This is a genomic window from Streptomyces sp. NPDC048171 (assembly GCF_043202655.1).
GTDB lineage: Bacteria > Actinomycetota > Actinomycetes > Streptomycetales > Streptomycetaceae > Streptomyces.
This window is the reverse complement of sequence record NZ_JBIDAU010000003.1, coordinates 654936-680737: the sequence shown is the minus strand read 5'-3', so window position 1 is coordinate 680737 and position 25802 is coordinate 654936. Positions and strand designations below refer to the sequence as shown.

General features: G+C 71.3%; 15 protein-coding genes, 1 tRNA gene and 1 rRNA gene. 14 read left to right on the top strand and 3 right to left on the bottom strand.

The features are described 5' to 3' along the window. Positions 1-160 precede the first annotated feature (160 nt). The 3 genes from rrf (at position 161) to ACGF3J_RS11710 (ending at position 1208) form a co-directional block, all read left to right on the top strand. A 5S ribosomal RNA gene (gene rrf / locus ACGF3J_RS11720) occupies positions 161-277 on the top strand. Positions 278-391: 114 nt separating this feature from the next. Further along, positions 392-1057 (top strand): DegT/DnrJ/EryC1/StrS family aminotransferase, encoded by a 666-nt coding sequence (locus ACGF3J_RS11715; protein WP_376359556.1) that lies wholly within the window; start codon positions 392-394, stop codon positions 1055-1057. A 75-nt stretch (positions 1058-1132) separates the two neighbouring features. Next, a tRNA-Thr gene (locus tag ACGF3J_RS11710) sits at positions 1133-1208 on the top strand. 56 nt (positions 1209-1264) lie between these two features. Here ACGF3J_RS11710 and ACGF3J_RS11705 read toward each other — a convergent pair. Further along, positions 1265-4015 carry a SpoIIE family protein phosphatase gene (locus ACGF3J_RS11705; RefSeq protein WP_161331343.1) on the bottom strand — a complete coding sequence of 917 codons (2751 nt, stop codon included), beginning with the start codon at positions 4013-4015 and terminating at the stop codon, positions 1265-1267. A 392-nt stretch (positions 4016-4407) separates the two neighbouring features. On the opposite strand from ACGF3J_RS11705, the gene ACGF3J_RS11700 reads away from it, so the two are divergent. The 11 genes from ACGF3J_RS11700 to ACGF3J_RS11650 all read left to right on the top strand — a co-directional run bounded on the left by ACGF3J_RS11700 (position 4408) and on the right by ACGF3J_RS11650 (position 19826). After that, positions 4408-9879: a HAMP domain-containing protein gene (locus ACGF3J_RS11700; RefSeq protein ID WP_161331344.1), complete on the top strand. Its 5472-nt coding sequence runs from the start codon at positions 4408-4410 to the stop codon at positions 9877-9879. Between the two features lie 366 nt (positions 9880-10245). Beyond that, positions 10246-10920: a two-component system response regulator gene (locus tag ACGF3J_RS11695; RefSeq protein ID WP_114529589.1), complete on the top strand. Its 675-nt coding sequence runs from the start codon at positions 10246-10248 to the stop codon at positions 10918-10920. Between the two features lie 184 nt (positions 10921-11104). Continuing rightward, positions 11105-13843 (top strand): DNA translocase FtsK, encoded by a 2739-nt coding sequence (locus ACGF3J_RS11690; protein ID WP_393854030.1) that lies wholly within the window; start codon positions 11105-11107, stop codon positions 13841-13843. A 261-nt stretch (positions 13844-14104) separates the two neighbouring features. Next, positions 14105-14968 carry a helix-turn-helix domain-containing protein gene (locus ACGF3J_RS11685; protein ID WP_393854029.1) on the top strand — a complete coding sequence of 288 codons (864 nt, stop codon included), beginning with the start codon at positions 14105-14107 and terminating at the stop codon, positions 14966-14968. 91 nt (positions 14969-15059) lie between these two features. Next, positions 15060-16541, top strand: a complete 1482-nt coding sequence (rimO, locus tag ACGF3J_RS11680; RefSeq protein ID WP_393854028.1) for a 30S ribosomal protein S12 methylthiotransferase RimO — start codon at positions 15060-15062, stop codon at positions 16539-16541. Further along, positions 16538-17311, top strand: coding sequence for a CDP-diacylglycerol--glycerol-3-phosphate 3-phosphatidyltransferase (gene pgsA / locus ACGF3J_RS11675; protein ID WP_393854027.1), 774 nt, complete (start codon positions 16538-16540; stop codon positions 17309-17311). Before rimO ends, pgsA begins: the two co-directional genes overlap by 4 nt. Then, entirely contained in the window at positions 17308-17853 is a 546-nt protein-coding gene (locus ACGF3J_RS11670) for a CinA family protein (protein WP_393854026.1), read from the top strand. The genes pgsA and ACGF3J_RS11670 overlap by 4 nt, the downstream gene beginning before the upstream one ends. Before the next feature lie 109 nt (positions 17854-17962). Continuing rightward, complete coding sequence (locus ACGF3J_RS11665) at positions 17963-18343, top strand: helix-turn-helix domain-containing protein (protein WP_007387871.1); 381 nt, start codon at positions 17963-17965, stop codon at positions 18341-18343. Between the two features lie 172 nt (positions 18344-18515). After that, positions 18516-18986, top strand: coding sequence for a Dps family protein (locus tag ACGF3J_RS11660; RefSeq protein WP_161327364.1), 471 nt, complete (start codon positions 18516-18518; stop codon positions 18984-18986). A 6-nt stretch (positions 18987-18992) separates the two neighbouring features. Then, positions 18993-19292 (top strand): hypothetical protein, encoded by a 300-nt coding sequence (locus tag ACGF3J_RS11655; RefSeq protein ID WP_393854025.1) that lies wholly within the window; start codon positions 18993-18995, stop codon positions 19290-19292. A gap of 48 nt (positions 19293-19340) precedes the next feature. Beyond that, positions 19341-19826, top strand: a complete 486-nt coding sequence (locus ACGF3J_RS11650) for an SRPBCC domain-containing protein (RefSeq protein ID WP_161327366.1) — start codon at positions 19341-19343, stop codon at positions 19824-19826. Here the strand turns inward: ACGF3J_RS11650 and ACGF3J_RS11645 are convergent. Further along, complete coding sequence (locus tag ACGF3J_RS11645) at positions 19756-20625, bottom strand: Fpg/Nei family DNA glycosylase (protein WP_393854024.1); 870 nt, start codon at positions 20623-20625, stop codon at positions 19756-19758. The genes ACGF3J_RS11650 and ACGF3J_RS11645 overlap by 71 nt on opposite strands. An 18-nt stretch (positions 20626-20643) precedes the next feature. Beyond that, on the bottom strand, positions 20644-25656 hold the full coding sequence (locus ACGF3J_RS11640) for an ATP-dependent helicase (protein WP_393854023.1): 5013 nt from the start codon (positions 25654-25656) through the stop codon (positions 20644-20646). Positions 25657-25802 lie beyond the last annotated feature (146 nt).

The window sequence follows — 25802 nt, the reverse complement described above, 5'->3', positions numbered from 1 at the left end:
GTTGATAGGCCGGATCTGGAAGCACCGCAAGGTGTGGAGGTGACCGGTACTAATAGGCCGAGGGCTTGTCCTCAGTTGCTCGCGTCCACTGTGTTGGTTCTGAAACCACGAACAATCAGACCTGTGTTGGTCACCGGGTTGGTTGTCTGTTTCATAGTGTTTCGGTGGTCATAGCGTAGGGGAAACGCCCGGTTACATTCCGAACCCGGAAGCTAAGCCTTACAGCGCCGATGGTACTGCAGGGGGGACCCTGTGGGAGAGTAGGACGCCGCCGAACAATCATTGAAAGGGTTGGACCCAGAACTTCGGTTCTGGGTCCAACCCTTTTTTGTTTTCCGTCACTTGAAGTTCACGTTGCGCTACGACGATCGTTCGTATGGGTACCTCAGCAATGCTCAGGGCCGCCGGCGTAGGAGTCGGCGACGAGGTCGTCGTACCTGCCTTCGGGAACGTGGAAGTCGCCGAGGCCGTGGCCCTCGCCGGCGCGCTGCCGGTGTTCGCCGACATAGATCCGGGGACGTACTGCCTCGACGCCGCCGCGGTGGAGGCGTCGTTGACGTCGCGGACCGCGGCCATCGTCGCAGTGCACCGGTTCGGACATCCGGCGGACATGGGTCCGCTGCACGGCATCGGGCAGCGCCACGGGCTGCTCGTGCTGGAGCAGGGCGAGTCCGAGGCGCCGTACGACGAGATAGCGCGGCGCAGGGAGCGGGCGGCCTACCTCGACGGGAAGCTGAGGGGGGTGCGGACCCCCGACTGGGGCGACGGGCACACCTATCAGCAGTACGTCGTGCGGGTGCCGGGCAACGGACGGCCGGACCGGGACGCGTTCGCTCGTGCCGTACGGGGACGGGGAGTCGACTGCAGGGTGCCGGTGAAGACCCCCGTGCACCGGTTGCCGGGATTCCGGCGTTGCGTGTCGTTGCCCGAGACCGAGCGGGCCGTCGACGAGACCCTCGCGCTGCCGGTCGAGGCATCGTTGACCAGGCGGGACATGCAGCGGATCGTGTCCGCGTGCAACGCCCTGGGCGGGCTTCTGCAACCCGCCTTCGGATGAAGTCCGTGGTTGGGAGCACCGGCTTGTTCGGGGTATGATCTATTCCGTTGCCGCGGGGAAACCCGATGGCGACAGGCCCCCATAGCTCAGTCGGCAGAGCGTCTCCATGGTAAGGAGAAGGTCAACGGTTCGATTCCGTTTGGGGGCTCCACTGCAAAGGCCCCGCCCAATTGGGCGGGGCCTTTCGCATGCCCTGATCGGTCCGTGTCAGTCGGCGTGGGGCTCCGGGACGCGCATCGCGAGGATCGCCATGTCGTCGGACGGGGCGTCAGAGGCGAAGCGCTCCACCGCGCGCATGATGCGCGCGGCCACCGCACCCGCCGTCAGGCCCGTGCACGACGTGAGGACGTCGGCGAGGCCGTCGTCGCCCAGCATGCGGGTTCCCTCGCGGCGTTCGGTGACGCCGTCCGTGACACAGAGCAGGACGTCGCCCGGGTCGAGGGTGACCGTCTGCTCGTAGAGTTCCAGGTCCTCGATCACGCCGAGGAGCGGCTGGGGCTCGGCGGCGGGTTCGACCGAGCCGTCCTGGCGCAGCCGGAGCGGGAGCGGGTGGCCGGCACAGACCACCTTCAACTCCGCGCTGCCGTCGTCCTGCGGGCGCATCTCCCCGTACAGCAGCGTGAGGAAGCGGCTGCGGGCGCCCTCGTCGAGGATGGCCGAGTTGAGGCGCTCCAGGACCGCCGGGCCGCTGAGGCCCTCGCGGGCGAGCAGGCGCAGGGCGTGCCGGGCCAGGCCCGTGACGGCGGCCGCGTTCGGGCCCGTACCGCAGACGTCGCCGATGGCGAAGCCGTAGGCGCCGTCGCTGATCGGGAAGAGGTCGTAGAAGTCTCCGCCGACCTCGTTGCCCTCGCCGGCCGCTCGGTAGATGACCTCGACCTCGACGCCGTCGATGAGGGGCAGCTCGGGGGGCAGGAGGCTGCGCTGGAGGGACTGGCTGATGGCCGTGCGCTCCGAGTACAGGCGCGCGTTGTCCAGGGCCAGGGCGGCACGGCGGGACAGGTCCTCGGCGAGTTCCAGGATCTCCTGGCGGAAGTGGTCGTCGGTGGGCTTGCCCAGGGTGAGCATGCCGATGACGCGGTTGCGGGCGACGAGCGGCAGGACCACGGTCTCGCCGCCCACCGCGGAGGCGGTGGCGAGGGTCGGGCCGATGCCGGTGCTCAACTGGTGTGTCGGGCCGCCGCTCAGGCCGAGGTCGCGCATGGACGTGCGCAGCGCGGCCTGGTGGGCCATGTCGGCGGGGGTCGTCCAGACGCGGGCGCCCGGGGTGGGGACCGGGTCGGGCGGCGCGATCTTCGAGAGCAGGGACTTGATGCCGTCGATGAGTTCCTCGTCCTCGTGCAGGACGTAGGAGAGATACGGGTCGGAGGCCTGGTCGGCGATGGTGTAGACGGCGCACCAGGTGGCGAGGGTGGGGACCGTCATCTGGGCCATCAGCGCCAGCGTCTGGTCCCTGTCCAGGGTGCCGGCGAGGAGGTCGGAGGCCTCGACGAGGAAGCTGAGCGAGCCCCTGCGCAGCCGTTCCAGCTCGCCCAGGCGCGCCGACTCGACGGCCAGCGCGATGCGGTCGGCGGCGAACTGGAGGCGCAGCGCCTCCTCGTTGGAGTACCGGCCGGCGGCCTCTGCGGCGACTCCGAGGGAGCCGGTGAGGCGGCCCTCGACCTTGAGGGGGACCGTGACGACCGAGCGCATGCCGGTGCCGTTCAGCAGCGGGACGGCTCCGGGGACGGCCGCGAGGTCGTCGTGGACGGCGGGCATGCGCGCGGAGCCGTAGCGGCCGGGGCCGGCCTCCACGGGGACGCGGGCGAAGCGCTGGCGGGCCGAGGGCAGGCCGGTGGAGGCGCGGACCTCCAGCTCCGTCTCGTCGTCGGTCGCCAGCAGCAGGAAGGCGGCGTCGGCGTCGAGCATGTCGCGGGCGCGTTCGACCGTGCGCTGGAGGAGGCCGTCGAGGTCGTCCGGGGCGGGGGAGCCGATGAACACCTCGAAGGGGTCGGTGCTCTGGCCCTCGGAGGACGAGGAGTCGGCGGCCGGTACGCGCATCGGGGTCTGCAGGACCGCGCGTTCGTGGTCCCGGACGAGGAGGCAGACCGTGGACGGTTCGCCGCCGGCGTCGCGGACGCGCAGGTGGGAGGCGTACACGGGGGTGACCCGGCCGTTGGCGCCCCTGATGCCGTAGCTGCCCTCCCAGCGGGAGAGCTGGAGCGCCTCGGCGATGCCGGTGCTGGTGCCCGGGGTGTGCGGCCAGGCGGCGAAGTCGGTGAGGGGCTTGCCGGTGACCTGCTCGGCGGGGTAGCCGAAGAGCTCCTCGGCGTCCTCGTTCCAGGACGTGACGGAGCCGGTGCGGTCGATCTGGACGACGGCGACGCGGACCCGGCCGTCGGCGAGCGGCAGCAGGTCGGCGGGGAGTGAGGGGCCGGCGGCGCGGGTGCCGACCGGGCGCTCGGGCAGGTGGAGGTGGAACCAGACGTTCTTGTGGGTGGGCGTGTACTCGACGCCCCAGCGGTCGGCCAGGGCCGCGCACAGCTGGAGGCCGCGGCCGCCCTCGCGGTCGGGGCTGCCCATGTTGGCGGGGGAGCCCTGGAGCGGGACCTCGCGCTCCGGATAGTGGTCGGCGACCTCGATCCGTACACCGTCGTCGCTGCGCATGCACTCGACGTCCGCGGTGGTGCCGGCATGCACCACCGCATTGGTCACCAGTTCGCTGGTCAGCACCACGGCGTCGTCGACGATGTCGGCATGGCCCCAGCCCTGCAGTGTGTCGCGGACGAAGGACCGGGCACTCGCCACGGACCGTCCGACGGGCTCGAAGCTGGCGGCCGCGCGCGCGGTGATCACAGAACTCCTCGACCCTCTCTCCCCGTGCACGGCCTCATGGCCGGCCCGGTCGTGCCGCTGCTGCGGCAGTCCACCCGTCGGCCCGGGATCCGGGGGCTGCTCCCCCGGGATCAGTCCGGTGGTCATTCCGGCCGCCCCTCCGATGCCCGCTTCGTCTCCGTGCCACCGCCCAGACCGGACGCACCGGCTTGGCTGGACAGCCGCATGCAAGGTTACTTACCTTCGCCGCCCGTGCGGATGCCGGTCTGCAGTGTTTCCGCCCAGAGGGTGTGCGGACGATGTGCGAAGCTGCCGAACTGTTATGGCCTGGTTCGGCCGGGGTGAAACACTGGGCAGGCTTCTTCTGAGGTCCGGGCAGGTGAATGCGCGCCGAGCGGGATGGGCAGCAGCCTCTGGAGCGGGTCCGGTGAGCCGGGCCGGATCGCTCGGCATCATGGGAAGTACGCGGCAGTAACCGGTCCGCCGAGCATGGGCGGCCGGGCACAGCAGTATCGGTCGACCCCTGCGGGAGGGACACAGTGGAGTCTGGCGCAGCGACGCGGGCCACGAAGACGCGCGCGAAAGGCGGACAGTCCCTGAGTAACAAGGGCAAATCGCGGGGCGGCAGTACGACGGTGGACACGGCCGCGCTGAATCGTCTGCTCGCGGCCCTCGTCTCCATGCGTGAGGGAAACTTCCGCAAACGGCTGACGGTGTCCGGCGACGGCGTGATGTCCGAGATCGCGGCGGTCTTCAACGAGGTGGCCGACCGCAATCTGCACCTCACGGGTGAGCTGGCGCGGGTGCGGCGTGTGGTCGGACGTGAGGGGAAACTCACCGAGCGGCTGGAGACCGGGGCCTGCGACGGTGCCTGGGCGACCGCGATCGACAACTCGAACGCGCTGGTCGATGATCTCGTGCGGCCCGTCTCCGAGGTCAGCCGGGTGCTGTCGGCGGTGGCGGACGGTGATCTGTCGCCGCGCATGGAGCTGCGGACGCAGGTGGAGGAAGGGGCCGGGCAGCCGCTGCGCGGTGAGTTCCTCAAGGTCGGGCGGACCGTGAACAACCTGGTCGACCAGTTGTCGACCTTCACCGACGAGGTCACGCGGGTGGCCAGCGAGGTCGGTACCGAGGGCAAGCTGGGCGGACAGGCCCGGGTGCGTGGTATGTCCGGTTCGTGGAAGGATCTCACGGACTCCGTCAACACCATGGCGTACCGGCTCACCGCCCAGGTGCGGGACATCGCGCTGGTGACGACGGCGGTGGCCAAGGGCGACCTGTCGCGCAAGGTCACGGTGCACGTGGCCGGCGAGATGCTGGAGCTGAAGAACACCGTCAACACGATGGTGGACCAGCTCTCGGCGTTCTCCTCCGAGGTGACGCGGGTGGCCCGTGAAGTGGGCACCGAGGGTGCCCTGGGCGGGCAGGCGCAGGTGCCGGGCGTGGCCGGGGTGTGGAAGGAGCTGACCGACTCCGTCAACACCATGGCCGGGAACCTGACGGCCCAGGTGCGTGAGATCTCGCACGTGACGACGGCGGTGGCCAACGGCGACCTGTCGAAGAAGGTGACGGTGCCGGCCCGGGGCGAGGTCGCGCAGCTCGCCGAGACGATCAACCAGATGACCGAGACGCTGCGGATCTTCGCGGACGAGGTCACGCGTGTGGCCAACGAGACCGGTGGCGAGGGCCAGCTGGGCGGCCAGGCGAACGTGCCGGGTGCGGCCGGGATCTGGAAGGACCTGACGGATTCCGTCAACACCGTCTTCCGGAACCTGACCACCCAGGTGCGCGACATCGCCGCGGTGACGACGGCGGTGGCCAGTGGTGACCTGTCGCAGAAGGTCACGGTGGACGTGGCCGGCGAGATGCTGGAGCTGAAGAACACCGTCAACACGATGGTGGACCAGCTCTCCAGCTTCGGTGCCGAGGTGACCCGGGTGGCCCGCGAGGTCGGGGTCGAGGGCGAGCTGGGCGGTCAGGCGCAGGTGCCGGGTGCGGCGGGGACGTGGAAGGACCTGACGGACTCCGTCAACACCGCGTTCCGCAACCTCACCGGCCAGGTGCGCAACATCGCCCAGGTGACGACGGCGGTGGCCAACGGCGACCTGTCGCAGAAGGTCACCGTGGACGTCTCCGGCGAGATGCTCCAGTTGAAGAACACCGTCAACACCATGGTCGACCAGCTTTCCAGCTTCGCCGACCAGGTGACCCGGATGGCCCGGGACGTGGGCACGGAGGGCCGCCTCGGCGGTCAGGCCCGGGTCGACGGCGTGTCGGGGACCTGGAAGGAGCTGACGGACTCCGTCAACTCGATGGCGGGGAACCTGACCTCCCAGGTGCGCAACATCGCCCAGGTGACGACGGCGGTGGCGCGCGGTGACCTGTCCCAGAAGATCACCGTGGACGCGCGCGGGGAGATCCTGGAGCTGAAGAACACCATCAACACCATGGTCGACCAGCTGTCGTCCTTCGCGGAGCAGGTCACGCGCGTGGCCCGTGAGGTGGGTACGGAGGGCCGCCTCGGCGGTCAGGCGCAGGTGCCCGGGGTCGCCGGTGTGTGGCGGGACCTGACCGACTCGGTGAACGGCATGGCCGGCAACCTCACCGCGCAGGTCCGCAACATCGCGCAGGTCGCCACGGCGGTGGCGCGCGGTGACCTGTCCCAGAAGATCACCGTGGACGCGCGCGGGGAGATCCTGGAGCTGAAGAACACGCTGAACACGATGGTGGACCAGCTGTCGTCGTTCGCCCAGGAGGTCACGCGCGTCGCGCGCGAGGTGGGTACCGAGGGCATCCTCGGCGGCCAGGCGGAGGTGCAGGGTGTCTCCGGCACCTGGAAGGACCTCACCCAGTCGGTGAACGGCATGGCCAACAACCTGACCATGCAGGTCCGCAACATCGCCGAGGTCACCACTGCCGTGGCCAAGGGCGACCTGTCGAAGAAGATCACCGTCGACGCCAAGGGCGAGATCCTCGAACTCGTCACCACCGTCAACACGATGGTCGACCAGTTGTCGTCCTTCGCGGAGCAGGTCACGCGCGTGGCCCGCGAGGTGGGCACGGAGGGCATCCTCGGCGGCCAGGCGCACGTGCCCGGCGTCGTGGGCATCTGGAAGGACCTCAGCGACAACGTCAACCTGATGGCGAAGAACCTCACCGTCCAGGTGCGGAACATCTCCCAGGTGGCCGCCGCCGTCGCCAACGGCGACCTGACGCGGACGGTGACGATCGAGGCGCGCGGTGAGGTCCACCAGCTGGCCGAGACGTTCAACACCATGGTGAAGACGCTGAGTTCGTTCGCCGAGCAGGTCACCAAGGTGGCCCGTGAGGTGGGCACGGACGGCATCCTCGGCGGGCAGGCGCACGTGCCGGGCGTGTCGGGTACGTGGAAGGACCTCACCGAGTCGGTGAACCAGATGGCGTCCAACCTGACCGGTCAGGTGCGCAACATCGCGATGGTCACCACCGCCATCGCCAAGGGCGACCTGACCAAGAAGATCGACATCGACGCGCGCGGCGAGATCCTGGAGCTGAAGACGACCATCAACACGATGGTCGACCAGCTGTCGTCCTTCGCCGAGGAGGTCACCCGCGTGGCCCGCGAGGTGGGCACGGAGGGGCAGCTGGGCGGTCAGGCGCGCGTGCGGGACGTCGACGGCACCTGGCGGGACCTGACGGAGTCCGTGAACGAGATGGCCGGGAACCTGACCCGGCAGGTGCGCGCCATCGCGCGCGTGGCGACCGCGGTGACGCGCGGCGACCTGAACCTGAAGATCGACGTGGACGCATCCGGCGAGATTTCCGAGCTTCAGGACTACATCAACAAGATGATCGCCAACCTCCGCGACACCACGATCGCCAACAAGGAGCAGGACTGGCTCAAGGGCAACCTGGCCCGTATCTCGGGACTGATGCAGGGCCGCCGGGACCTCCAGGACGTCGCCTCGCTGATCATGAGCGAGCTGACCCCGGTGGTCTCCGCGCAGCACGGGGCGTTCTTCCTCGCGATGCCCCTGGTGGTCGACGGCCAGGATCAGGCGGGCGCCCAGGAGGACCAGTACGAGCTGCGCATGCTGGGGTCGTACGGCTACTCGATGGGGTCGATGCCCACGTCCTTCCGGCCGGGGGAGGCGCTGGTCGGCACGGCCGCCGAGGAGAAGCGCACGATCCTCGTGGAGAACGCGCCGAGCGGCTATCTGAAGATCTCCTCCGGGCTCGGGGAGGCCCCGCCCGCCCAGGTGATCGTCCTGCCGGTGCTGTTCGAGGGGCAGGTGCTCGGCGTGATCGAGCTGGCGTCCTTCACGCCGTTCACGCAGATCCAGAAGGACTTCCTCAACCAGATCGCCGAGATGATCGCGACCAGCGTCAACACGATCTCCGTCAACACCAAGACGGAGGTGCTGCTGAGCCAGTCGCAGGAGCTGACCGAGCAACTGCGGGAGCGGTCCGAGGAGCTGGAGCAGCGGCAGAAGGCGCTCCAGTCGTCCAACGCCGAACTGGAGGAGAAGGCCGAGCTGCTGGCGCAGCAGAACCGAGACATCGAGGTGAAGAACACCGAGATCGAGGAGGCGCGGCAGGTCCTGGAGGAGCGCGCCGAGCAACTGGCGGTCTCGATGCGCTACAAGAGCGAGTTCCTCGCCAACATGTCGCACGAGCTGCGTACGCCGCTCAACTCGCTGCTGATCCTGGCCAAGCTGCTCGCCGACAACGCCGACGCGAACCTGTCGCCCAAGCAGGTCGAGTTCGCCGAGACGATCCACGGGGCCGGCTCCGACCTGCTCCAGCTCATCAACGACATCCTCGACCTGTCGAAGGTCGAGGCGGGCAAGATGGACGTCTCCCCGACGCGCATCGCGCTCGTCCAGCTCGTCGACTACGTGGAGGCCACGTTCCGGCCGCTGACCGCGGAGAAGGGCCTGGACCTGTCGGTGCGGGTGTCGCCCGAGCTGCCCGCCACGCTGCACACCGACGAGCAGCGGCTGCTCCAGGTGCTGCGCAACCTGCTGTCCAACGCGGTGAAGTTCACCGACTCGGGGGCGGTCGAGCTGGTCATCAGGCCGGCCCGGGACGACGTTCCGCACGGCATCCGGGAGCAGTTGCTGGAGGCGGGTTCGATGACCGACCCGGACGCCGAGCTGATCGCGTTCTCCGTGAGCGACACCGGGATCGGGATCGCGGCCGGCAAGATGCGGGTGATCTTCGAGGCGTTCAAGCAGGCCGACGGCACCACCAGCCGCAAGTACGGCGGCACGGGCCTCGGGCTGTCCATCTCGCGGGAGATCGCGCAGTTGCTGGGCGGCGAGATCCACGCGCAGAGCGAGACGGGCCGTGGCTCGACGTTCACGCTCTACCTGCCGCTGCGCCCGAGCGAGCTGCCCTCGCACGGCTACCCGCAGCCCCTGCCGCCCGCCGGGGGAGGCGAGCTGCCGGCGGGCTCCGGGGCGACGGACGAGCTGCCGGAGACGGAGGCCGAGACGCCGGCCGAGGTGCGGTCGTACCAGGACTCGCAGAACGGTGCCGGGGCGCTGTTCCGGCACCGTCGCCGCTCGGCCGAGACCGAGGAACTGCCCGCCGTGCGGGAGCGGCAGCCGGGCCCCGAGCAGGAGACGACGCAGTCCAGCCGCGGGATCCGGTTCGGCGGGCAGAAGGTGCTGATCGTCGACGACGACATCCGCAACGTGTTCGCGCTGACCAGCGTCCTGGAGCAGCACGGGCTGTCCGTGCTGTACGCGGAGAACGGGCGCGAGGGCATCGAGGTGCTGGAACAGCACGAGGACGTGGCCGTGGTCCTGATGGACATCATGATGCCCGAGATGGACGGGTACGCGACGACCACGGCGATCCGTCGGATGCCGCAGTTCGCCGGGCTGCCGATCATCGCGCTGACCGCCAAGGCGATGAAGGGCGACCGGGAGAAGGCGATCGAGTCGGGCGCCTCCGACTATGTGACGAAGCCGGTCGACCCCGATCACCTGTTGACGGTGATGCAGCAGTGGATGCGCGAGGAGTAGTACGTTCGGGCACCGTGCCGGTGGTACGGAGGGGCACCTTCCGTGCGCCGCGTCCGGACAGTGTGCGAACGTGGGGTGTGCGTGAACGGCGGGAACCTCCGGGACCCGCGCCGAGTCGCTGACTCAGCGTGCCCGGAGCCGTGTAGAAGTACGGGATTCGGGGAACCTTCTGGTCTCCCGCTGCGTTTCTGCTACGTGCACAGTGACATCACGGTGACAGGGTGTGGCGACAGGCGGGGTGCGGCTACGATGACCGGCACAAGGACGGGCGACGCAAGGGAGTCGTCCCCCGGGGTGGCACCCGCCGGTGCCGCGCCAAGTCCTGCGGACAGGGGAGGCCCCACGCCGGGGCGAGGAGGGCGGGCCATGGTGCAGAAGGCCAAGATCCTCCTGGTCGATGACCGGCCGGAGAATCTGCTGGCGCTGGAGGCGATCCTCTCGGCGCTCGATCAGACGCTGGTGCGGGCATCGTCCGGGGAGGAAGCGCTCAAAGCACTGCTCACGGACGACTTCGCGGTCATTCTGCTGGACGTCCAGATGCCGGGCATGGACGGTTTCGAGACCGCCGCGCACATCAAGCGACGGGAGCGGACCCGGGACATCCCGATCATCTTCCTCACCGCGATCAACCACGGTCCGCACCACACCTTCCGCGGCTACGCGGCGGGTGCCGTGGACTACATCTCGAAGCCGTTCGACCCGTGGGTGCTGCGCGCGAAGGTCTCGGTCTTCGTCGAGCTGTACATGAAGAACTGCCAGCTGCGTGAGCAGGCGGCCCTGCTGCGGCTCCAGTTGGAGGGCGGCGACAAGGCCGCGGCCGGCGAGGCCAAGGAGCCGGCGGGGCTGCTCGCCGAGCTGTCGGCCCGGCTGGCGGCCGTGGAGGAGCAGGCAGAGGCGCTCTCCAAGCAGTTGGGCGACGAGTCCACGGACGCGGCGGCGGTGGCCACCGCGGCGCATCTGGAACGCAAGCTCACCGGACTGCGCAGGGCCCTGGACGCCCTGGAGCCGGGCACGTCCGGCGGTCAGCCCGCCGTCAACTGACGCCCGCCGTGGACCCGCTGCGGGTCCGCCGCCGGGCAGCTCGCGAGTCCCGTGGTCCGGTCTGTGAGGACTTGTCAGGAGCTGTAGCGGAGGCGTCAGTTCCGCAAACTGCTCCGGACGACACGAACGGGTGAAGCGGTAGGCGCACGTGTCGACCGCCGCCTCCCCCGGTAACCTCACACCTATGGCCTCACGTCCCTCCGCAGCCAAGAAGCAGCCCGCGAAGAAGGCGGCCGCTCCCGCGAAGGGGCCGGTCAAGAAGGCCGCTGCCAAGAAGGCACCCCCGAAGAAGGCGCCCGCCAAGAAGGCCGTCGCGAAGAAGCCCGCGCCCAAACCGGCCCCGAGCCCCACCAGCGGTGTCTACCGCTTGGTGCGCGCGCTCTGGCTCGGCCTGGCGCACGGGGTCGGCGCCGTCTTCCGCGGCATAGGGCAGGGCGCCAAGAACCTCGACCCCGCCCACCGCAAGGACGGTTCCGCGCTGCTGCTGCTCGCCGTCGCCCTGATCGTCGCCGCGGGCACCTGGGCCGACCTCAAGGGTCCCGTCGGCGACCTCGTCGAGATCCTGGTGACCGGCGCCTTCGGCCGGCTGGACCTGCTCGTGCCGATCCTGCTCGGCGCCATCGCCGTGCGCCTGATCCGGCACCCCGAGAAGCCCGAGGCCAACGGGCGGATCGTGATCGGCCTGTCCGCGCTCGTCGTCGGCGTGCTCGGCCAGGTGCACATCGCGTGCGGCTCACCGGCCCGCGGCGAGGGCATGCAGGCCATAAGGGACGCCGGTGGCCTCATCGGCTGGGGCGCGGCCACCCCGCTGTCGTACACGATGACGGACGTCCTGGCCGTGCCGCTGCTCGCGCTGCTCACCGTCTTCGGACTGCTGGTCGTCACCGCCACACCGGTGAACGCCATCCCGCAGCGGCTGCGCCAGCTCGGCGTGCGGCTCGGCGTGGTCGACGACCCCGACGCGGACGCGTACACCGACGACGACGAGCGCTACGACGACCAGTGGCGCGAGGCGCTGCCCGAGCGGACCCGCAGGCGCGGGGGAGCGCCCGTCGAGCCGTACGACGCGGACGCGGCCGAGCAGGAGGCGCTGAGCAGGCGCCGCGGCAGGCCCCGCCGGTCCGCCGTGCCGCAGCCCGAGATGAACCGGCCGATGGACGCCGTGGACGTCGCCGCGGCGGCCGCCGCCGCGCTGGACGGCGCCGTCCTGCACGGGATGCCGCCGTCGCCGCTGGTCGCCGACCTCACCCAGGGCGTCAGCCCCGGGGATCGCGAGTCGACGACGCCGACTCCGACGCCCGTGCCGGCCGCGCGCCCACAGCCGGGCAAGCTCAAGAAGGACCCCGCCGAGTCGGCGACACCGGGCGCCGTCCCCGACCTCACCAAGACGCCGTTGCCGCAGGAGCGCGACCTGCCGCCGCGCGCCGAGCAGCTCCAGCTCTCCGGCGACATCACGTACTCCCTGCCGTCCCTGGACTCCCTCACGCGCGGGGGCCCCGGCAAGGCCCGCAGCGCCGCCAACGACGCCATAGTGGACTCGCTGACCACCGTCTTCACCGAGTTCAAGGTCGACGCCCGGGTCACCGGCTTCACCCGCGGGCCGACGGTGACCCGCTACGAGGTCGAGCTGGGCCCCGCCGTCAAGGTCGAGCGGATCACCGCGCTGACCAAGAACATCGCGTACGCCGTCGCCAGCCCCGACGTGCGGATCATCAGCCCGATCCCCGGCAAGTCCGCGGTCGGCATCGAGATCCCCAACACCGACCGGGAGATGGTCAACCTCGGCGACGTCCTGCGCCTGGCCGAGTCCGCCGAGGACGACGACCCGATGCTGGTCGCCTTCGGCAAGGACGTGGAGGGCGGCTACGTCATGCACTCGCTCGCGAAGATGCCGCACATGCTCGTCGCGGGCGCCACCGGCTCCGGCAAGTCGTCCTGCATCAACTGCCTGATCACCTCGATCATGATGCGTGCGACGCCGGAGGACGTGCGCATGATCCTGGTCGACCCCAAGCGCGTCGAGCTGACCGCGTACGAGGGCATCCCGCACCTGATCACGCCGATCATCACCAACCCGAAGCGCGCCGCCGAGGCCCTCCAGTGGGTCGTGCGCGAGATGGACCTGCGCTACGACGACCTCGCCGCCTACGGCTACCGGCACATCGACGACTTCAACCGCGCGGTGCGCGAGGGCAGGGCCAAGCCGCCCGAGGGCAGCGAGCGCGAACTCCAGCCCTATCCGTACCTGCTGGTGATCGTGGACGAGCTGGCCGACCTGATGATGGTGGCGCCGCGCGACGTCGAGGACGCGATCGTCCGGATCACTCAGCTCGCGCGGGCGGCCGGCATCCACCTGGTGCTCGCCACCCAGCGGCCCTCCGTGGACGTCGTCACCGGCCTGATCAAGGCCAACGTGCCGTCCCGGCTCGCCTTCGCCACCTCCTCGCTCGCCGACTCGCGGGTCATCCTCGACCAGCCCGGCGCCGAGAAGCTGATCGGCAAGGGCGACGGCCTCTTCCTGCCGATGGGCGCGAACAAGCCGACCCGTATGCAGGGCGCGTTCGTGACCGAGGAGGAGGTCGCGGCCGTCGTCCAGCACTGCAAGGACCAGATGGCGCCCGTCTTCCGGGACGACGTCACCGTCGGGACCAAGCAGAAGAAGGAGATCGACGAGGACATCGGCGACGACCTCGACCTGCTGTGCCAGGCGGCCGAGCTGGTCGTCTCCACCCAGTTCGGGTCGACCTCCATGCTCCAGCGCAAGCTGCGCGTCGGCTTCGCCAAGGCGGGACGGCTCATGGACCTGATGGAGTCGCGGAGCATCGTCGGACCGAGCGAAGGCTCAAAGGCTCGTGACGTTCTTGTGAAGCCTGATGAGCTGGACGGAGTGCTCGCCGTGATCCGGGGGGAGTCTGAAGGGTAGGAAATCGTGGGCCAAGGATTCCGCCGACGGAGGGCCGGGACGGCCGGGTGGCCGATCGTGACTCACCCGTTAGGGATCATTGAGCAACCGTTTCCCCATGGCGTACGTCAACTTGAGGGAAGTGACAACAGGTAGTCCACCATCGGGATGCCGGGCCATTCGGATGGCGTAAAAGGTCGTACCGCCCGGTTGCCCGACCCGTTCGCAACCCCCCTAGACTGAAGTCCAGCACAGGCGGCTAAACGCTCGAAAGGCGCCCCCGTGTCCAACGGCAACTCCCCTGAAGACGAGCGTCCGATCGAAGACGTTTCCCCCGACGTTACTGAACACGTCTCCGAGGAAACCCGCCCCTCCGTCGGCCGTGCCCTCCAGCAGGCGCGGATCGCCGCCGGGTTGACCGTCGACGACATCACCACCGCCACCCGCGTCCGGATCGCCATCGTGCACGCCATCGAGGCGGACGACTTCGCGCCCTGCGGCGGCGACGTCTACGCGCGCGGTCACATCCGCACCCTGGCCAAGGCCGTCGGGCTCGACCCGGCCGAGCTGCTCGCGCAGTTCGACGCCGCGCACGGCGGCCGGCCGGAGCCGACCCCCGCCGCCCCCCTCTTCGAGGCGGAACGTATCCGTCCGGAGCGCCGCGGACCCAACTGGACCGCCGCCATGGTCGCCGCGATCGTCGCGGTGATCGGCTTCGTCGGGTTCACGTTCGTCAAGGGCGGCGACGACGGAGGCAACGAGGCGAGCGTCGCCGAGGGCGCCCAGCCCTCGACCGGCGGCTCCGCCTCGGCGAGCGCCAAACCGAAGAAGCCGGCCGATCCCAAGCCGGAACCCTCCGACAGTGCTATCGCCGCCGCGCCCCGCGACAAGGTGACCGTCAAGGTCAGCGCCGTCGACGGACGCAGCTGGATCTCCGCGAAGGACCACAACGGCCGGCTGCTCTTCGACGGACTCCTCGAACAGGGCGACTCGAAGACCTTCCAGGACAACGAGAAGGTCAACCTTGTCCTCGGCGACGCCGGCGTCATCCAGCTGTACGTCAACGGCAAGGAGATCGAGGACGACTTCCGGCCGGGCTCCGTGGAGCGCCTGACCTACACGAAGGGCGACCCGCAGGTCGGATAGGGGACCCGGAGAACGAGTCGCTACGGGGTTGGCCGGGATCGGCCAACCCCGTCGACATGGGCTGTCGGCGGGACGAAGTAGTCTTGAGCCCATGCCTGAAAGCCGTACCGTCGCACTCGTCACCCTTGGCTGCGCCCGTAACGAGGTGGACTCGGAGGAGCTCGCAGGCCGTCTGGAGGCGGACGGCTGGAAGCTCGTCGAGGACGCCGGGGAAGCGGACGTCGCCGTCGTGAACACCTGCGGCTTCGTCGAGGCCGCCAAGAAGGACTCCGTCGACGCCCTCCTGGAGGCCAACGACCTCAAGGGGCACGGAAGAACGCAGGCCGTCGTCGCGGTGGGCTGCATGGCCGAGCGGTACGGCAAGGACCTCGCCGAAGCCCTCCCCGAGGCCGACGGCGTGCTCGGCTTCGACGACTACGCCGACATCTCCGACCGGCTCCAGACCATCCTCGGCGGCGGCATCCACGCCGCGCACACCCCGCGCGACCGGCGCAAGCTGCTCCCGATCAGCCCGGCCGAGCGCCAGGAGGCCGGTGCCGCCGTCGCCCTGCCGGGGCACGGCCCGACCGATCTCCCCGAGGGCGTCGCCCCCGCCTCCGGGCCCCGCGCGCCCCTGCGCCGGCGCCTGGACGGCTCCCCGGTGGCCTCGGTGAAGCTCGCCTCCGGCTGCGACCGGCGCTGCTCCTTCTGCGCCATCCCGTCCTTCCGCGGCTCCTTCATCTCCCGCCGCCCGAGCGACGTGCTGAACGAGACGCGGTGGCTGGCCGAGCAGGGCGTCAAGGAGATCATGCTGGTCTCCGAGAACAACACCTCCTACGGCAAGGACCTCGGCGACATCCGTCTGCTGGAGTCCCTGCTGCCCAACCTCGCCGACGTCGACGGCATCGAGCGTGTGCGCGTCAGCTACCTCCAGCCGGCCGAGATGCGCCCCGGCCTCATCGACGTACTGACCTCCACCCCGAAGGTCGTGCCCTACTTCGACCTCTCCTTCCAGCACTCCGCGCCGAACGTGCTGCGCTCGATGCGCCGCTTCGGCGACACCGACCGCTTCCTGGAACTGCTGGACACCATCCGGAGCAAGGCCCCCGAGGCGGGCGTGCGCTCCAACTTCATCGTGGGCTTCCCCGGCGAGTCCGCCTCCGACCTCGCCGAGCTGGAACGCTTCCTGAACCACGCGCGGCTCGACGCCATCGGCGTCTTCGGCTACTCCGACGAGGAGGGCACCGAGGCGGCCACGTACGAGCACAAGCTGGACGAGGACGTCGTCGCCGAGCGGCTGGCACGTGTATCCCGCCTGGCCGAGGAACTCGTCTCGCAGCGGGCCGAGGAGCGCGTCGGCGCGACGGTGCGGGTACTCGTCGAGGCCGTGGAGTCCGCCGACGACGGAGACGGTGTCCGTGGCCGCGCGGAGCACCAGGCGCCCGAGACGGACGGCCAGGTGCTGCTCACGAGCGGCGAGGGCCTGAGTGTCGGTCGTATGGTCGACGCGAAGGTGGTCGGTACGGAGGGTGTCGACCTGGTGGCCGAACCGCTGCCGGGCTCGTCCGAATGTAGTGAGGAGGCCGGCAGATGACCGGAGTCCCGGCGTCCGCGGCGGGTGGCCCCTCCGGCACGCGCGGGACCGGCTCGCGCGCCCCCTCCGGAGCCACCCAGGAACCGGCCGGGCGGACGGCCCCGGGAGGCACCTCCGAGCGGGGAGCGACCGAAGGCAGTGCCGCGCTGCGGGGCGGCAAGATCACGGCCGCGGCCGTCAACCAGGCGAGCGTCTGGAACGTCGCCAACCTCCTGACGATGCTCCGGCTGCTGCTGGTCCCGGCCTTCGTCGCCCTGATGCTCGGCAACGGCGGGTACGACCCGGCCTGGCGCTCCTTCGCCTGGGCCGCCTTCGCCATCGCCATGATCACCGACCTCTTCGACGGTCATCTGGCCCGGACGTACAACCTCGTCACCGACTTCGGGAAGATCGCCGACCCGATCGCCGACAAGGCGATCATGGGGGCGGCGCTGATCTGTCTGTCCGCGCTCGGTGATCTGCCGTGGTGGGTCACGGTCGTGATCCTCGGCCGGGAACTCGGGATCACCGTGCTGCGTTTCGTGGTCATCCGGTACGGCGTCATCCCGGCCAGCCGCGGCGGCAAGCTCAAGACGCTCACCCAGGGCATCGCCGTGGGGATGTACGTCCTTGCGCTGACGGGGCCCCTGGCCACCCTGAGGTTCTGGGTGATGGCCGCGGCGGTCGTCCTGACCGTGGTGACCGGGCTGGACTATGTGAAGCAGGCCATTGTGCTGCGCCGCCGGGGAATCGCCGAGCGCCGGGCGGCGTTGAAGGGGACGGAAGCTTGAGTTCCACTGCCGCTGACGTGGTGCGACTACTCACCGTGAGGGGAGAGATCCTCGCGGTCGCCGAGTCCCTGACCGGCGGAATGGTGGCCTCCGAGATTACGTCGGTGCCCGGGGCGTCCAAGGCGTTCCGGGGATCCGTCACCGCCTACGCGACGGAGCTGAAGCGGGAGATCCTCGGCGTCGACGGCTCACTGCTCGCGGCCCGCGGAGCGGTGGACGCGCAGGTCGCAGCCCAGATGGCGGCGGGAGCCCGGACATTTCTGGGCGCCGACTGGGGCATCGCCACGACCGGCGTCGCCGGTCCGGACGCCCAGGACGGGCAGCCCGTGGGGACGGTCTTCGTAGCCGTCGACGGGCCTACGGGAGCCGCTGACGGTTCCGCCGGTGGCGGAAAAGTGGAGGCGCTGCGGTTGAACGGCGACCGTGCGGAAATTCGTATGGAGAGTGTACGGAGCGTACTCGCACTCCTTCTGGGGGAGCTTGCGGGCGAACAGACTGGGAATGAGCGGGCACAGGATACGGAACGGAACGGGGGGTTTTGATGTTTGCAGCCCTGAGTGAACACGACATCGCTCCCCGCACGGCCGCGGCGCGAGGCGGTACGGTGGGGCGTGAAGGATGCGGTTACACGGTCCGAGGAGGGAGCCACCGATGATTCTGCTCCGTCGCCTGCTGGGTGACGTGCTGCGTCGGCAGCGCCAGCGCCAGGGCCGTACTCTGCGCGAAGTCTCCTCGTCCGCCCGAGTCTCACTCGGCTATCTCTCCGAGGTGGAGCGGGGGCAGAAGGAGGCTTCTTCCGAGCTGCTCTCCGCCATCTGCGACGCGCTGGACGTACGGATGTCCGAGCTCATGCGGGAAGTGAGTGACGAACTCGCCCTCGCGGAGCTGGCCCAGTCCGCTGCTGCGACGCCCAGCGAGACCGTGCCGGCACCGGTGCGCCCGATGCTGGGTTCCGTCTCGGTGACCGGCGTGCCACCGGAACGGGTGACCATCAAGGCACCCGCCGAGGCAGTGGACGTCGTCGCCGCCTGAGCACCCGCGGAACATGTGCGTGTGAGACCCCGGCCGGGGCCTCTCCGGGAAACCGGAGGGGTGCGGCCGGGGTCTTCGCGTGCCCGGGGGCGGCCGGCCGCCGGTTGCCGGTCCGATGCGGTGCGGTCATCGTGGAGGGAGATGGGCGGGGGGCGAACCGCCGGAGGTATGGATGTACGTCGTGAAGAGTCCGTTGTCCGACGCGGACCTGAAGATCGTCTCCGAGGCGCTGCAGGGCGCCCTCGTCGACCTCGTGGATCTGGCCCTGGTGGCGAAGCAGATCCACTGGAACGTGGTCGGCCCCCGGTTCCGCTCCGTACATCTCCAGCTCGACGAGCTCGTCGGCACTGCGCGCACCCACTCGGACACCGTGGCCGAGCGCGCCTCCGCGCTCGGTGTGTCCCCGGACGGGCGGGCCGCGACCGTGGCCGTCGGCAGCGGCATCGACGTGACCCCTGAGGGCTGGGTCGACGACACCACCGCCGTGCAGACCATGGTGGACGCGCTCGGCGCGGTGATCGGGCGGATGCGCGAGCGGATCACGTCGACCGGCGACCCGGATCCCGTGAGCCAGGACATCTTCATCCAGATCACGGCCGATCTCGAGAAGCAGCACTGGATGTTCCAGGCCGAAAACGGATGACGCGCGATGGCGCCGGCGCGGGCTGCTCGCCGGGCGGCCGCGCTGAGCCTCGGCGGGCTGTGGTGGTGGGCCGTGCTGCGGCTGGCGCTGGAGCCCGGTGCGGGAGTGCTCGAGGGGGCGGTCGCGGTCGGCGGCTGGGGGCTGAGCGTGCTGCCGGTGCACTGCGCGCCGCGACGCCGGGCCGCGGGGGCGCTGGAGGCTGGGCGGTGGCGGCGGGCGGTGCGTACCGCGGTGCGTGGTCCCGGGGCGTCCGGGCCGGGCGAGGGGTCCGGGTCGGGCGGGGCCTCCGGGCCGGGCGGGGCGTGAGCAGGTCATGAGCGGGTCACCCCGAACCGACGGAAGGACACAGAGGCGATGAGTGTCACCAGCCTGGACAAGGATCTCGACAACCTGTCCCTCACCCTGGTCGCCGACTTCGCCGCCCCCGCGGCGCGGGTGTGGCAGCTCTGGGCCGATCCCCGGCAGCTGGAGCGCTGGTGGGGCCCGCCGACGTACCCGGCGACGGTCGAGGAGCACGATCTGACCCCGGGCGGGGACGTCACCTACTTCATGACCGGCCCGGAGGGCGACAAGTACCGCGGCTGGTGGCGGGTGGCCACGGTCGACGCGCCCGCGTCGCTTGAGTTCACCGACGGGTTCGCCGACGCGGAGGGGGTGCCGAACGCCGCCATGCCGACGACCACGAACCGGGTCACGCTGACCGAGCGCGACGGCGGCACCCGTATGGAGATGCGTGCGGTCTTCGACACCCGCGAGCAGATGGACCAGCTCATGACCATGGGGATGGAGGAGGGGCTGCGGGAGGCGGTCGGCCAGATGGACTCTCTCCTCGCCGGCTGATCCGCCGCGGCGCGGGTCCGCTCTGGCAGGCCGGACACCAGTACGTGGGGCGTTCGCTCGAGCCGTCGCCCTGGTCGGCCACCCGGACCGGTGTGCCGCAGCGCAGGCAGGGGCGCCGCGCGCGGCCGTACACGAAGAGGTCGTGGCCGCGCAGACCCGTCGTACGGCGGACCGGCCGGTCGCGATTGGCCTCCAGGAGCTTCTGCGCCAGCGCGGGGAGGTACCCGGCCCGGTCGGGGGGCAACTCGTCGACCGGGAGCCAGGGCGTGACGCCCAGCAGGAAGCAGATCTCGCTCTTGTAGACATTGCCCACGCCCGCGAGATTGCGCTGGTCGAGCAGGGCCTCGCCGAGGGGGCGGGCAGGGTCCGCGCTCAGGTTGGCCATCGCCAGATCCGGGTCCCAGTCGGGGCCCAGCAGGTCCGGGCCGAGATGGCCGACGGCGCGCTGGTCGTCGGCGGTGCGCAGGATGTCCAGCACCGGCAGGCGGTAACCGACGGCCGTGCGGTCGGCGGTGCCGAGGACGACGCGGATCTGGTGCGCCGGGCCGCCGCTCCAGCGCTGACCGGGCGCGAAGATCTTCCAGGCGCCGTCCATCCGCAGGTGCGAGTGGACCGTCAGACCGCCCTCGACGTGGGTGAGCAGGTGTTTGCCGCGCGGGGTGACGTCGAGGACCGCACGGCCGGTGAGATCGACCAGGGCGTACCGCGGCACGCGGAAGTCGCTGCGGGTCAGCACCTTGCCCGCGAGGGCGTCGTGCAGCCGTCGCGCCGCCTGCCAGACCGTGTCACCTTCGGGCATGGGACAAGGGTGGCAGGCTCACGCTCTGATCCGCAGACCGCGCGGGGTGGCGATGAACCCCGCCTCCTCCAGGAGCGGGCCGAAGGGCGATGTCAGGGCCGCCTCGCCGTTGACCCGCTCCACCGTGACCGTGCCCAGGGAACCGGCGCGGGCGGCGCCGGCCAGCGCCTCCGCGGCCGCGTGGAGACGCGCGTCGTCGGTGGGCGGGGCTTCCGCGTCCGGCTCGGAGGGCCAGAGCAGGAGAGTCTTGCCGCCGCGCTCCATGTAGAGCGCCGGTTCGCCCTCGACGAGGACAACCAGGGAGCCCGCCTTGCGGCCGGGCTTGTGCGTGGCGCCGGCCGGTGGTTCGGGCCAGGTGAGGGCGGCGCCGTACGCGTTCGCCGGATCGGCGGCGGCCAGGACGACGGCCCGCGGTCCGGTGGCCGGACGGTCGCGACGGCCGGGGAAGCCGGTGTCGTAGGAGACGTTGCCGTACGGGCCTGTTCCGTTCGGGCCGGTGCCGTACTGGCCGCGCGGGCCGCCGGAGCCGCCCTGCGCGCCGCCCCCGCGCGGGCCTCCGGCGCCCGGCTCGGCGTAGTCGCGGGGCGAGATGTAGTCGCCCCGGGAGGGCGAGCGGCCCAGCCGGTCGGGGTCCGCGAAGACGTCGTCGTCGGGGGTGAGGGCACCGGGCCCGCCCCGGCCGTCGGAGCCGCGGTCGCCGGAGGGGGCGAAGTCGGGGAAGTCGGGGAAGTCGGCGAAGGGCGGGACGTCGGCCGGGGTGGGTGCCGTCGGCCCGGGTGAGCCGTCGCCGCGCTCGCGGGCGTTCGCCACCGCGCGCAGCCGGTCCACGGCGCCCTCCATGGCGAACTGCGCCGCGCCCAGCCCCTCCACCACGTAGCCGCGCCGGGCCTGGCCGCTCTCCTCGAAGGCGGCCAGAATCCGGTACACCGCCGAGAAGCCGCCCTCGACGCCCTCCGCCGCGACGGCGCCGCGGGTCACCACACCGTGCCGGTCGAGGAGCGTGCGGGCCAGGGCGTGGGCACGCACGGTGCCGTCCACCTCGCGGGCCGGCAGCAGGGACCAGCGGCCCGCGACGGTCGGCGGACCGGTGCGGGAGGCGGGGCGGGCGGCGGCGGTCAGCGAGCCGTACCTGCCCCGGGGCACCGCTCGCTTGGCGCGGTGGGCGGTGGAGCCCGCGGTGCGACCGGAGCCGAGCAGCGAGCGCAGCGGCGCGAGGGTGTCGTTCGTCAGCCGTCCGGACCACGCCAGGTCCCACAGGGCGTCGGCGAGCTGCGGATCGGTGACGTCCGGGTGGGTGGTCGCGCGGACCTGGTCGCCGATCTGGCGGAAGAACAGGCCGTACCCGCCCGAGAGGGCGCTCAGCACGGACTCGTGCAGGGCGGTCGTCTCCAGCGGATGCGCAGGCGGCAGCAGCAGTGGCGCGGCGTCCGCGAGGTACAGCGAGACCCAGCCGTCCTTGCCGGGGAGCGAACCCGCGCCGGCCCACACCACCTCACCGGCGGCCGTCAGCTCGTCCAGCATCGCGGGGTTGTAGTTCGCCACGCGGGAGGGCAGGACCAGCTTCTCCAGGGCGGACGCGGGTACGGAGGCGCCTTGCAGCTGCTCGACCGCGCGCACCAGGCCGTCGATGCCGCGCAGCGTGTGCCCCTTGCCGATGTGCTGCCACTGGGGCAGGAACTGTCCGAGCGCGGCCGGCGGCACCGGCTCCAGCTCGTGCCGGAGCGCGGCCAGGGAGCGACGGCGCAGCCTGCGCAGCACGGTCGCGTCGCACCACTCCTGGCCGATGCCGGCCGGATGGAACTCGCCCTGCACGACCCGGCCCGCCCCGGCGAGCCGCTGCAGCGCGCCCTCGGTGACCGCCACGCCCAGTCCGAAGCGGGCCGCCGCGGTGACCGACGTGAAGGGGCCGTGGGTACGCGCGTGCCGCGCGAGGAGGTCGCCCAGCGGGTCTTTGACCGGCTCGGTGAAGGCCTCGGGCACTCCGACGGGCAGCGCCGTGCCCAGCGCGTCGCGCAGCCGGCCCGCGTCCTCGATCGCCGCCCAGTGGTCGGCGCCCGCGATGCGCACACTGATCGCGCGGCGGGCCCCGGCCAGCTCCGGCGCCCACTGCGGCTCGGCGCCCCGCTCGGACAGCTCGGCGTCGGTGAGCGGACCGAGCAGCCGCAGCAGATCCGCGACGCCCTCCGCGTCCTTGACGCGCCGGTCCTCGGTCAGCCACTGCAGCTCGCGCTCCAGCTCGGTGAGCACCTCCGCGTCGAGCAGCTCCCGCAGCTCCGCCTGGCCGAGCAGCTCGGCCAGCAGCCGCGAGTCCAGCGAGAGCGCCGCGGCCCGGCGCTCGGCGAGCGGTGAGTCGCCCTCGTACAGGAACTGGGCGACGTAACCGAAGAGCAGGGACCGGGCGAACGGGGACGCCTCCGGCGTGGTGACCTCGACCAGGCGCACCTTGCGGGCCTCCAGGTCGCCCATCAGCTCGACCAGGCCGGGCACGTCGAAGACGTCCTGGAGACACTCGCGGACCGCTTCCAGGACGATCGGGAACGATCCGTACTCGCTCGCCACCTCCAGCAGTTGCGCGGCGCGCTGGCGCTGCTGCCACAGCGGGGTCCGCCTGCCGGGGCTGCGGCGCGGCAGCAGCAGCGCGCGGGCGGCGCACTCGCGGAAGCGGGAGGCGAACAGCGCCGAGCCGCCCACCTGGTCGGTGACGACCCGGTCGACCTCGCCCTTGTCGAAGACGACGTCGGCCGCGCCCACGGGCGCCTGCTCCGCGTCGTACTCCAGACCAGGTTTCGAAGGCTCCTGGTCGAGGAGGTCCAGGCTCATCAGGTCGGCGTCCGGCAGGCGCAGCACGATGCCGTCGTCGGCGTGCATCACCTGGGCGTCCATGCCGTACCGCTCGGTCAGGCGGGCGCCGAGGGCGAGGGCCCAGGGGGCGTGCACCTGGGCGCCGAAGGGGGAGTGCACCACTACGCGCCAGTCGCCCAGCTCGTCGCGGAAACGCTCCACGACGATGGTGCGGTCGTCGGGGACGTGACCGCAGGCCTCGCGCTGTTCGTCGAGGTAGGCGAGGACGTTGTCCGCGGCCCAGGCGTCCAGGCCGGCGGTGACCAGGCGCAGCCGCGCGTCCTCCTTGGAGAGGGAGCCGACCTCGCGCAGGAAGGCGCCCAGCGCGCGACCCAGCTCCAGCGGGCGGCCCAGCTGGTCGCCCTTCCAGAACGGCAGCCTGCCCGGGACGCCCGGGGCGGGCGATACCAGGACCCGGTCGCGTGTGATGTCCTCGATCCGCCAGGAGCTGGTGCCGAGCGTGAAGACGTCGCCCACGCGGGACTCGTAGACCATCTCCTCGTCCAGCTCGCCGACGCGGCCGCCGCCCTTCTTGGGGTCGGCGCCCGCCAGGAAGACCCCGAAGAGCCCGCGGTCGGGGATCGTGCCCCCGGACGTGACGGCGAGGCGCTGCGCGCCCGGGCGGCCGGTGACCGTGCCGGTGACCCGGTCCCACACCACGCGCGGGCGCAGCTCGGCGAAGGCGTCGGAGGGATAGCGGCCCGCGAGCATGTCCAGGACGGCGGTGAAGGCCGACTCCGGGAGCGAGGCGAACGGGGCGGCGCGGCGGACGGTGGTGAGGAGGTCGTCGGCCTGCCAGGTGTCGAGGGCGGTCATCGCCACGAGCTGCTGGGCGAGGACGTCCAGCGGGTTGGCCGGGATCCTGAGGGCCTCGATCTCGCCGCTGCGCATCCGCTCGGTCACCACGGCCGACTGCACGAGGTCGCCGCGGTACTTGGGGAAGACCACGCCGGTGGAGACCGCGCCCACCTGGTGTCCCGCCCGGCCGACGCGCTGGAGTCCGGAGGCGACGGAGGGCGGCGACTCGACCTGGACGACGAGGTCGACCGCGCCCATGTCGATGCCCAGCTCCAGACTGGAGGTGGCCACCACGGCGGGCAGCCGGCCGGCCTTGAGGTCCTCCTCGACGAGTGCGCGCTGCTCCTTGGAGACCGAGCCGTGATGGGCGCGGGCGATGACGGGCGGGGCGCCCTGGGCGGCTCCCGAACCGCCCATCAGGTCGGCGGGGGAGTGGTGCTCCTCCAGGGGCTCGCCGGTCGCACGCTCGTACGCGATCTCGTTGAGCCTGTTGCACAGGCGCTCGGCGAGGCGCCGGGAGTTCGCGAAGACGATCGTGGAGCGGTGCGACTGGACCAGGTCGGTGATCCGTTCCTCGACGTGCGGCCAGATCGACGGCCGCTCGGCGCCCTCGTCCTTGTCCGCGACCGGGGAGCCGCCCAGCTCGCCCAGGTCCTCGACCGGGACGACGACGGACAGGTCGAACTCCTTGCCCGAGTCCGGCTGGACGATCTCCACCCGGCCGCGCGGGGCGAGGAACCGGGCGACCTCGTCCACGGGGCGGACCGTCGCCGACAGGCCGATGCGGCGGGCCGGTTTCGGGAGCAGCTCGTCCAGCCGCTCCAGAGTGAGCGCCAGATGTGCGCCGCGCTTGGTCCCGGCGACCGCGTGCACCTCGTCCAGGATCACCGTCTCGATGCCGGTCAGCGCCTCGCGCGTGGCCGACGTCAGCATCAGGAACAGGGACTCCGGGGTGGTGATCAGAATGTCCGGCGGCCGGGTGGACAGGGCGCGGCGCTCGGCGGCCGGGGTGTCGCCCGAGCGGATGCCGACCTTGATCTCGGGCTCGGGCAGGCCGAGGCGGACGGATTCCTGGCGGATGCCGGTCAGCGGACTGCGGAGATTGCGCTCGACGTCGACGGCCAGCGCCTTGAGCGGGGAGACGTACAGGACGCGACAGCGCTTCTTGGGGTCGGCGGGCGGGGGCGTCGAGGCGAGCTGGTCAAGGGCGGCGAGGAACGCGGCCAGCGTCTTGCCGGAGCCGGTGGGGGCGACCACCAGGACGTCCGAGCCCGCGGAGATCGCCTGCCACGCGCCCGCCTGTGCGGCGGTGGGCGCGGAGAAGGCACCCGTGAACCAACCGCGGGTCGCGGGGGAGAAGCCGTCCAGGGCTTGGTGCGCGGAGCTGACCATGGATCCATCGTGCACCCCGCCACTGACAATCGGCCCGAGCCGGGCGGAGGGCCGTGTGGACGGGCCGGGGCGGCGGGGCGGAGCGGCCGGGGCGGCCGGGGCGGAGCGGCCGGGGCGGCCGGGACGGCGGGGCGGGTGCGGGGCCG

Excerpts from the sequence above, each read along its gene's own strand:
- ACGF3J_RS11640 (WP_393854023.1), bottom strand. The coding sequence starts at position 25,656 with ATGGTCAGCTCCGCGCACCAAGCCCTGGACGGCTTCTCCCCCGCGACC.
- ACGF3J_RS11660 (WP_161327364.1), top strand. The coding sequence starts at position 18,516 with ATGTACGTCGTGAAGAGTCCGTTGTCCGACGCGGACCTGAAGATCGTC.
- ACGF3J_RS11715 (WP_376359556.1), top strand. The coding sequence starts at position 392 with ATGCTCAGGGCCGCCGGCGTAGGAGTCGGCGACGAGGTCGTCGTACCT.
- ACGF3J_RS11645 (WP_393854024.1), bottom strand. The coding sequence starts at position 20,625 with ATGCCCGAAGGTGACACGGTCTGGCAGGCGGCGCGACGGCTGCACGAC.
- rimO (WP_393854028.1), top strand. The coding sequence starts at position 15,060 with ATGCCTGAAAGCCGTACCGTCGCACTCGTCACCCTTGGCTGCGCCCGT.
- ACGF3J_RS11665 (WP_007387871.1), top strand. The coding sequence starts at position 17,963 with ATGATTCTGCTCCGTCGCCTGCTGGGTGACGTGCTGCGTCGGCAGCGC.
- ACGF3J_RS11705 (WP_161331343.1), bottom strand. The coding sequence starts at position 4,015 with ATGACCACCGGACTGATCCCGGGGGAGCAGCCCCCGGATCCCGGGCCG.
- ACGF3J_RS11690 (WP_393854030.1), top strand. The coding sequence starts at position 11,105 with ATGGCCTCACGTCCCTCCGCAGCCAAGAAGCAGCCCGCGAAGAAGGCG.
- ACGF3J_RS11650 (WP_161327366.1), top strand. The coding sequence starts at position 19,341 with ATGAGTGTCACCAGCCTGGACAAGGATCTCGACAACCTGTCCCTCACC.
- ACGF3J_RS11695 (WP_114529589.1), top strand. The coding sequence starts at position 10,246 with ATGGTGCAGAAGGCCAAGATCCTCCTGGTCGATGACCGGCCGGAGAAT.
- ACGF3J_RS11655 (WP_393854025.1), top strand. The coding sequence starts at position 18,993 with ATGGCGCCGGCGCGGGCTGCTCGCCGGGCGGCCGCGCTGAGCCTCGGC.
- pgsA (WP_393854027.1), top strand. The coding sequence starts at position 16,538 with ATGACCGGAGTCCCGGCGTCCGCGGCGGGTGGCCCCTCCGGCACGCGC.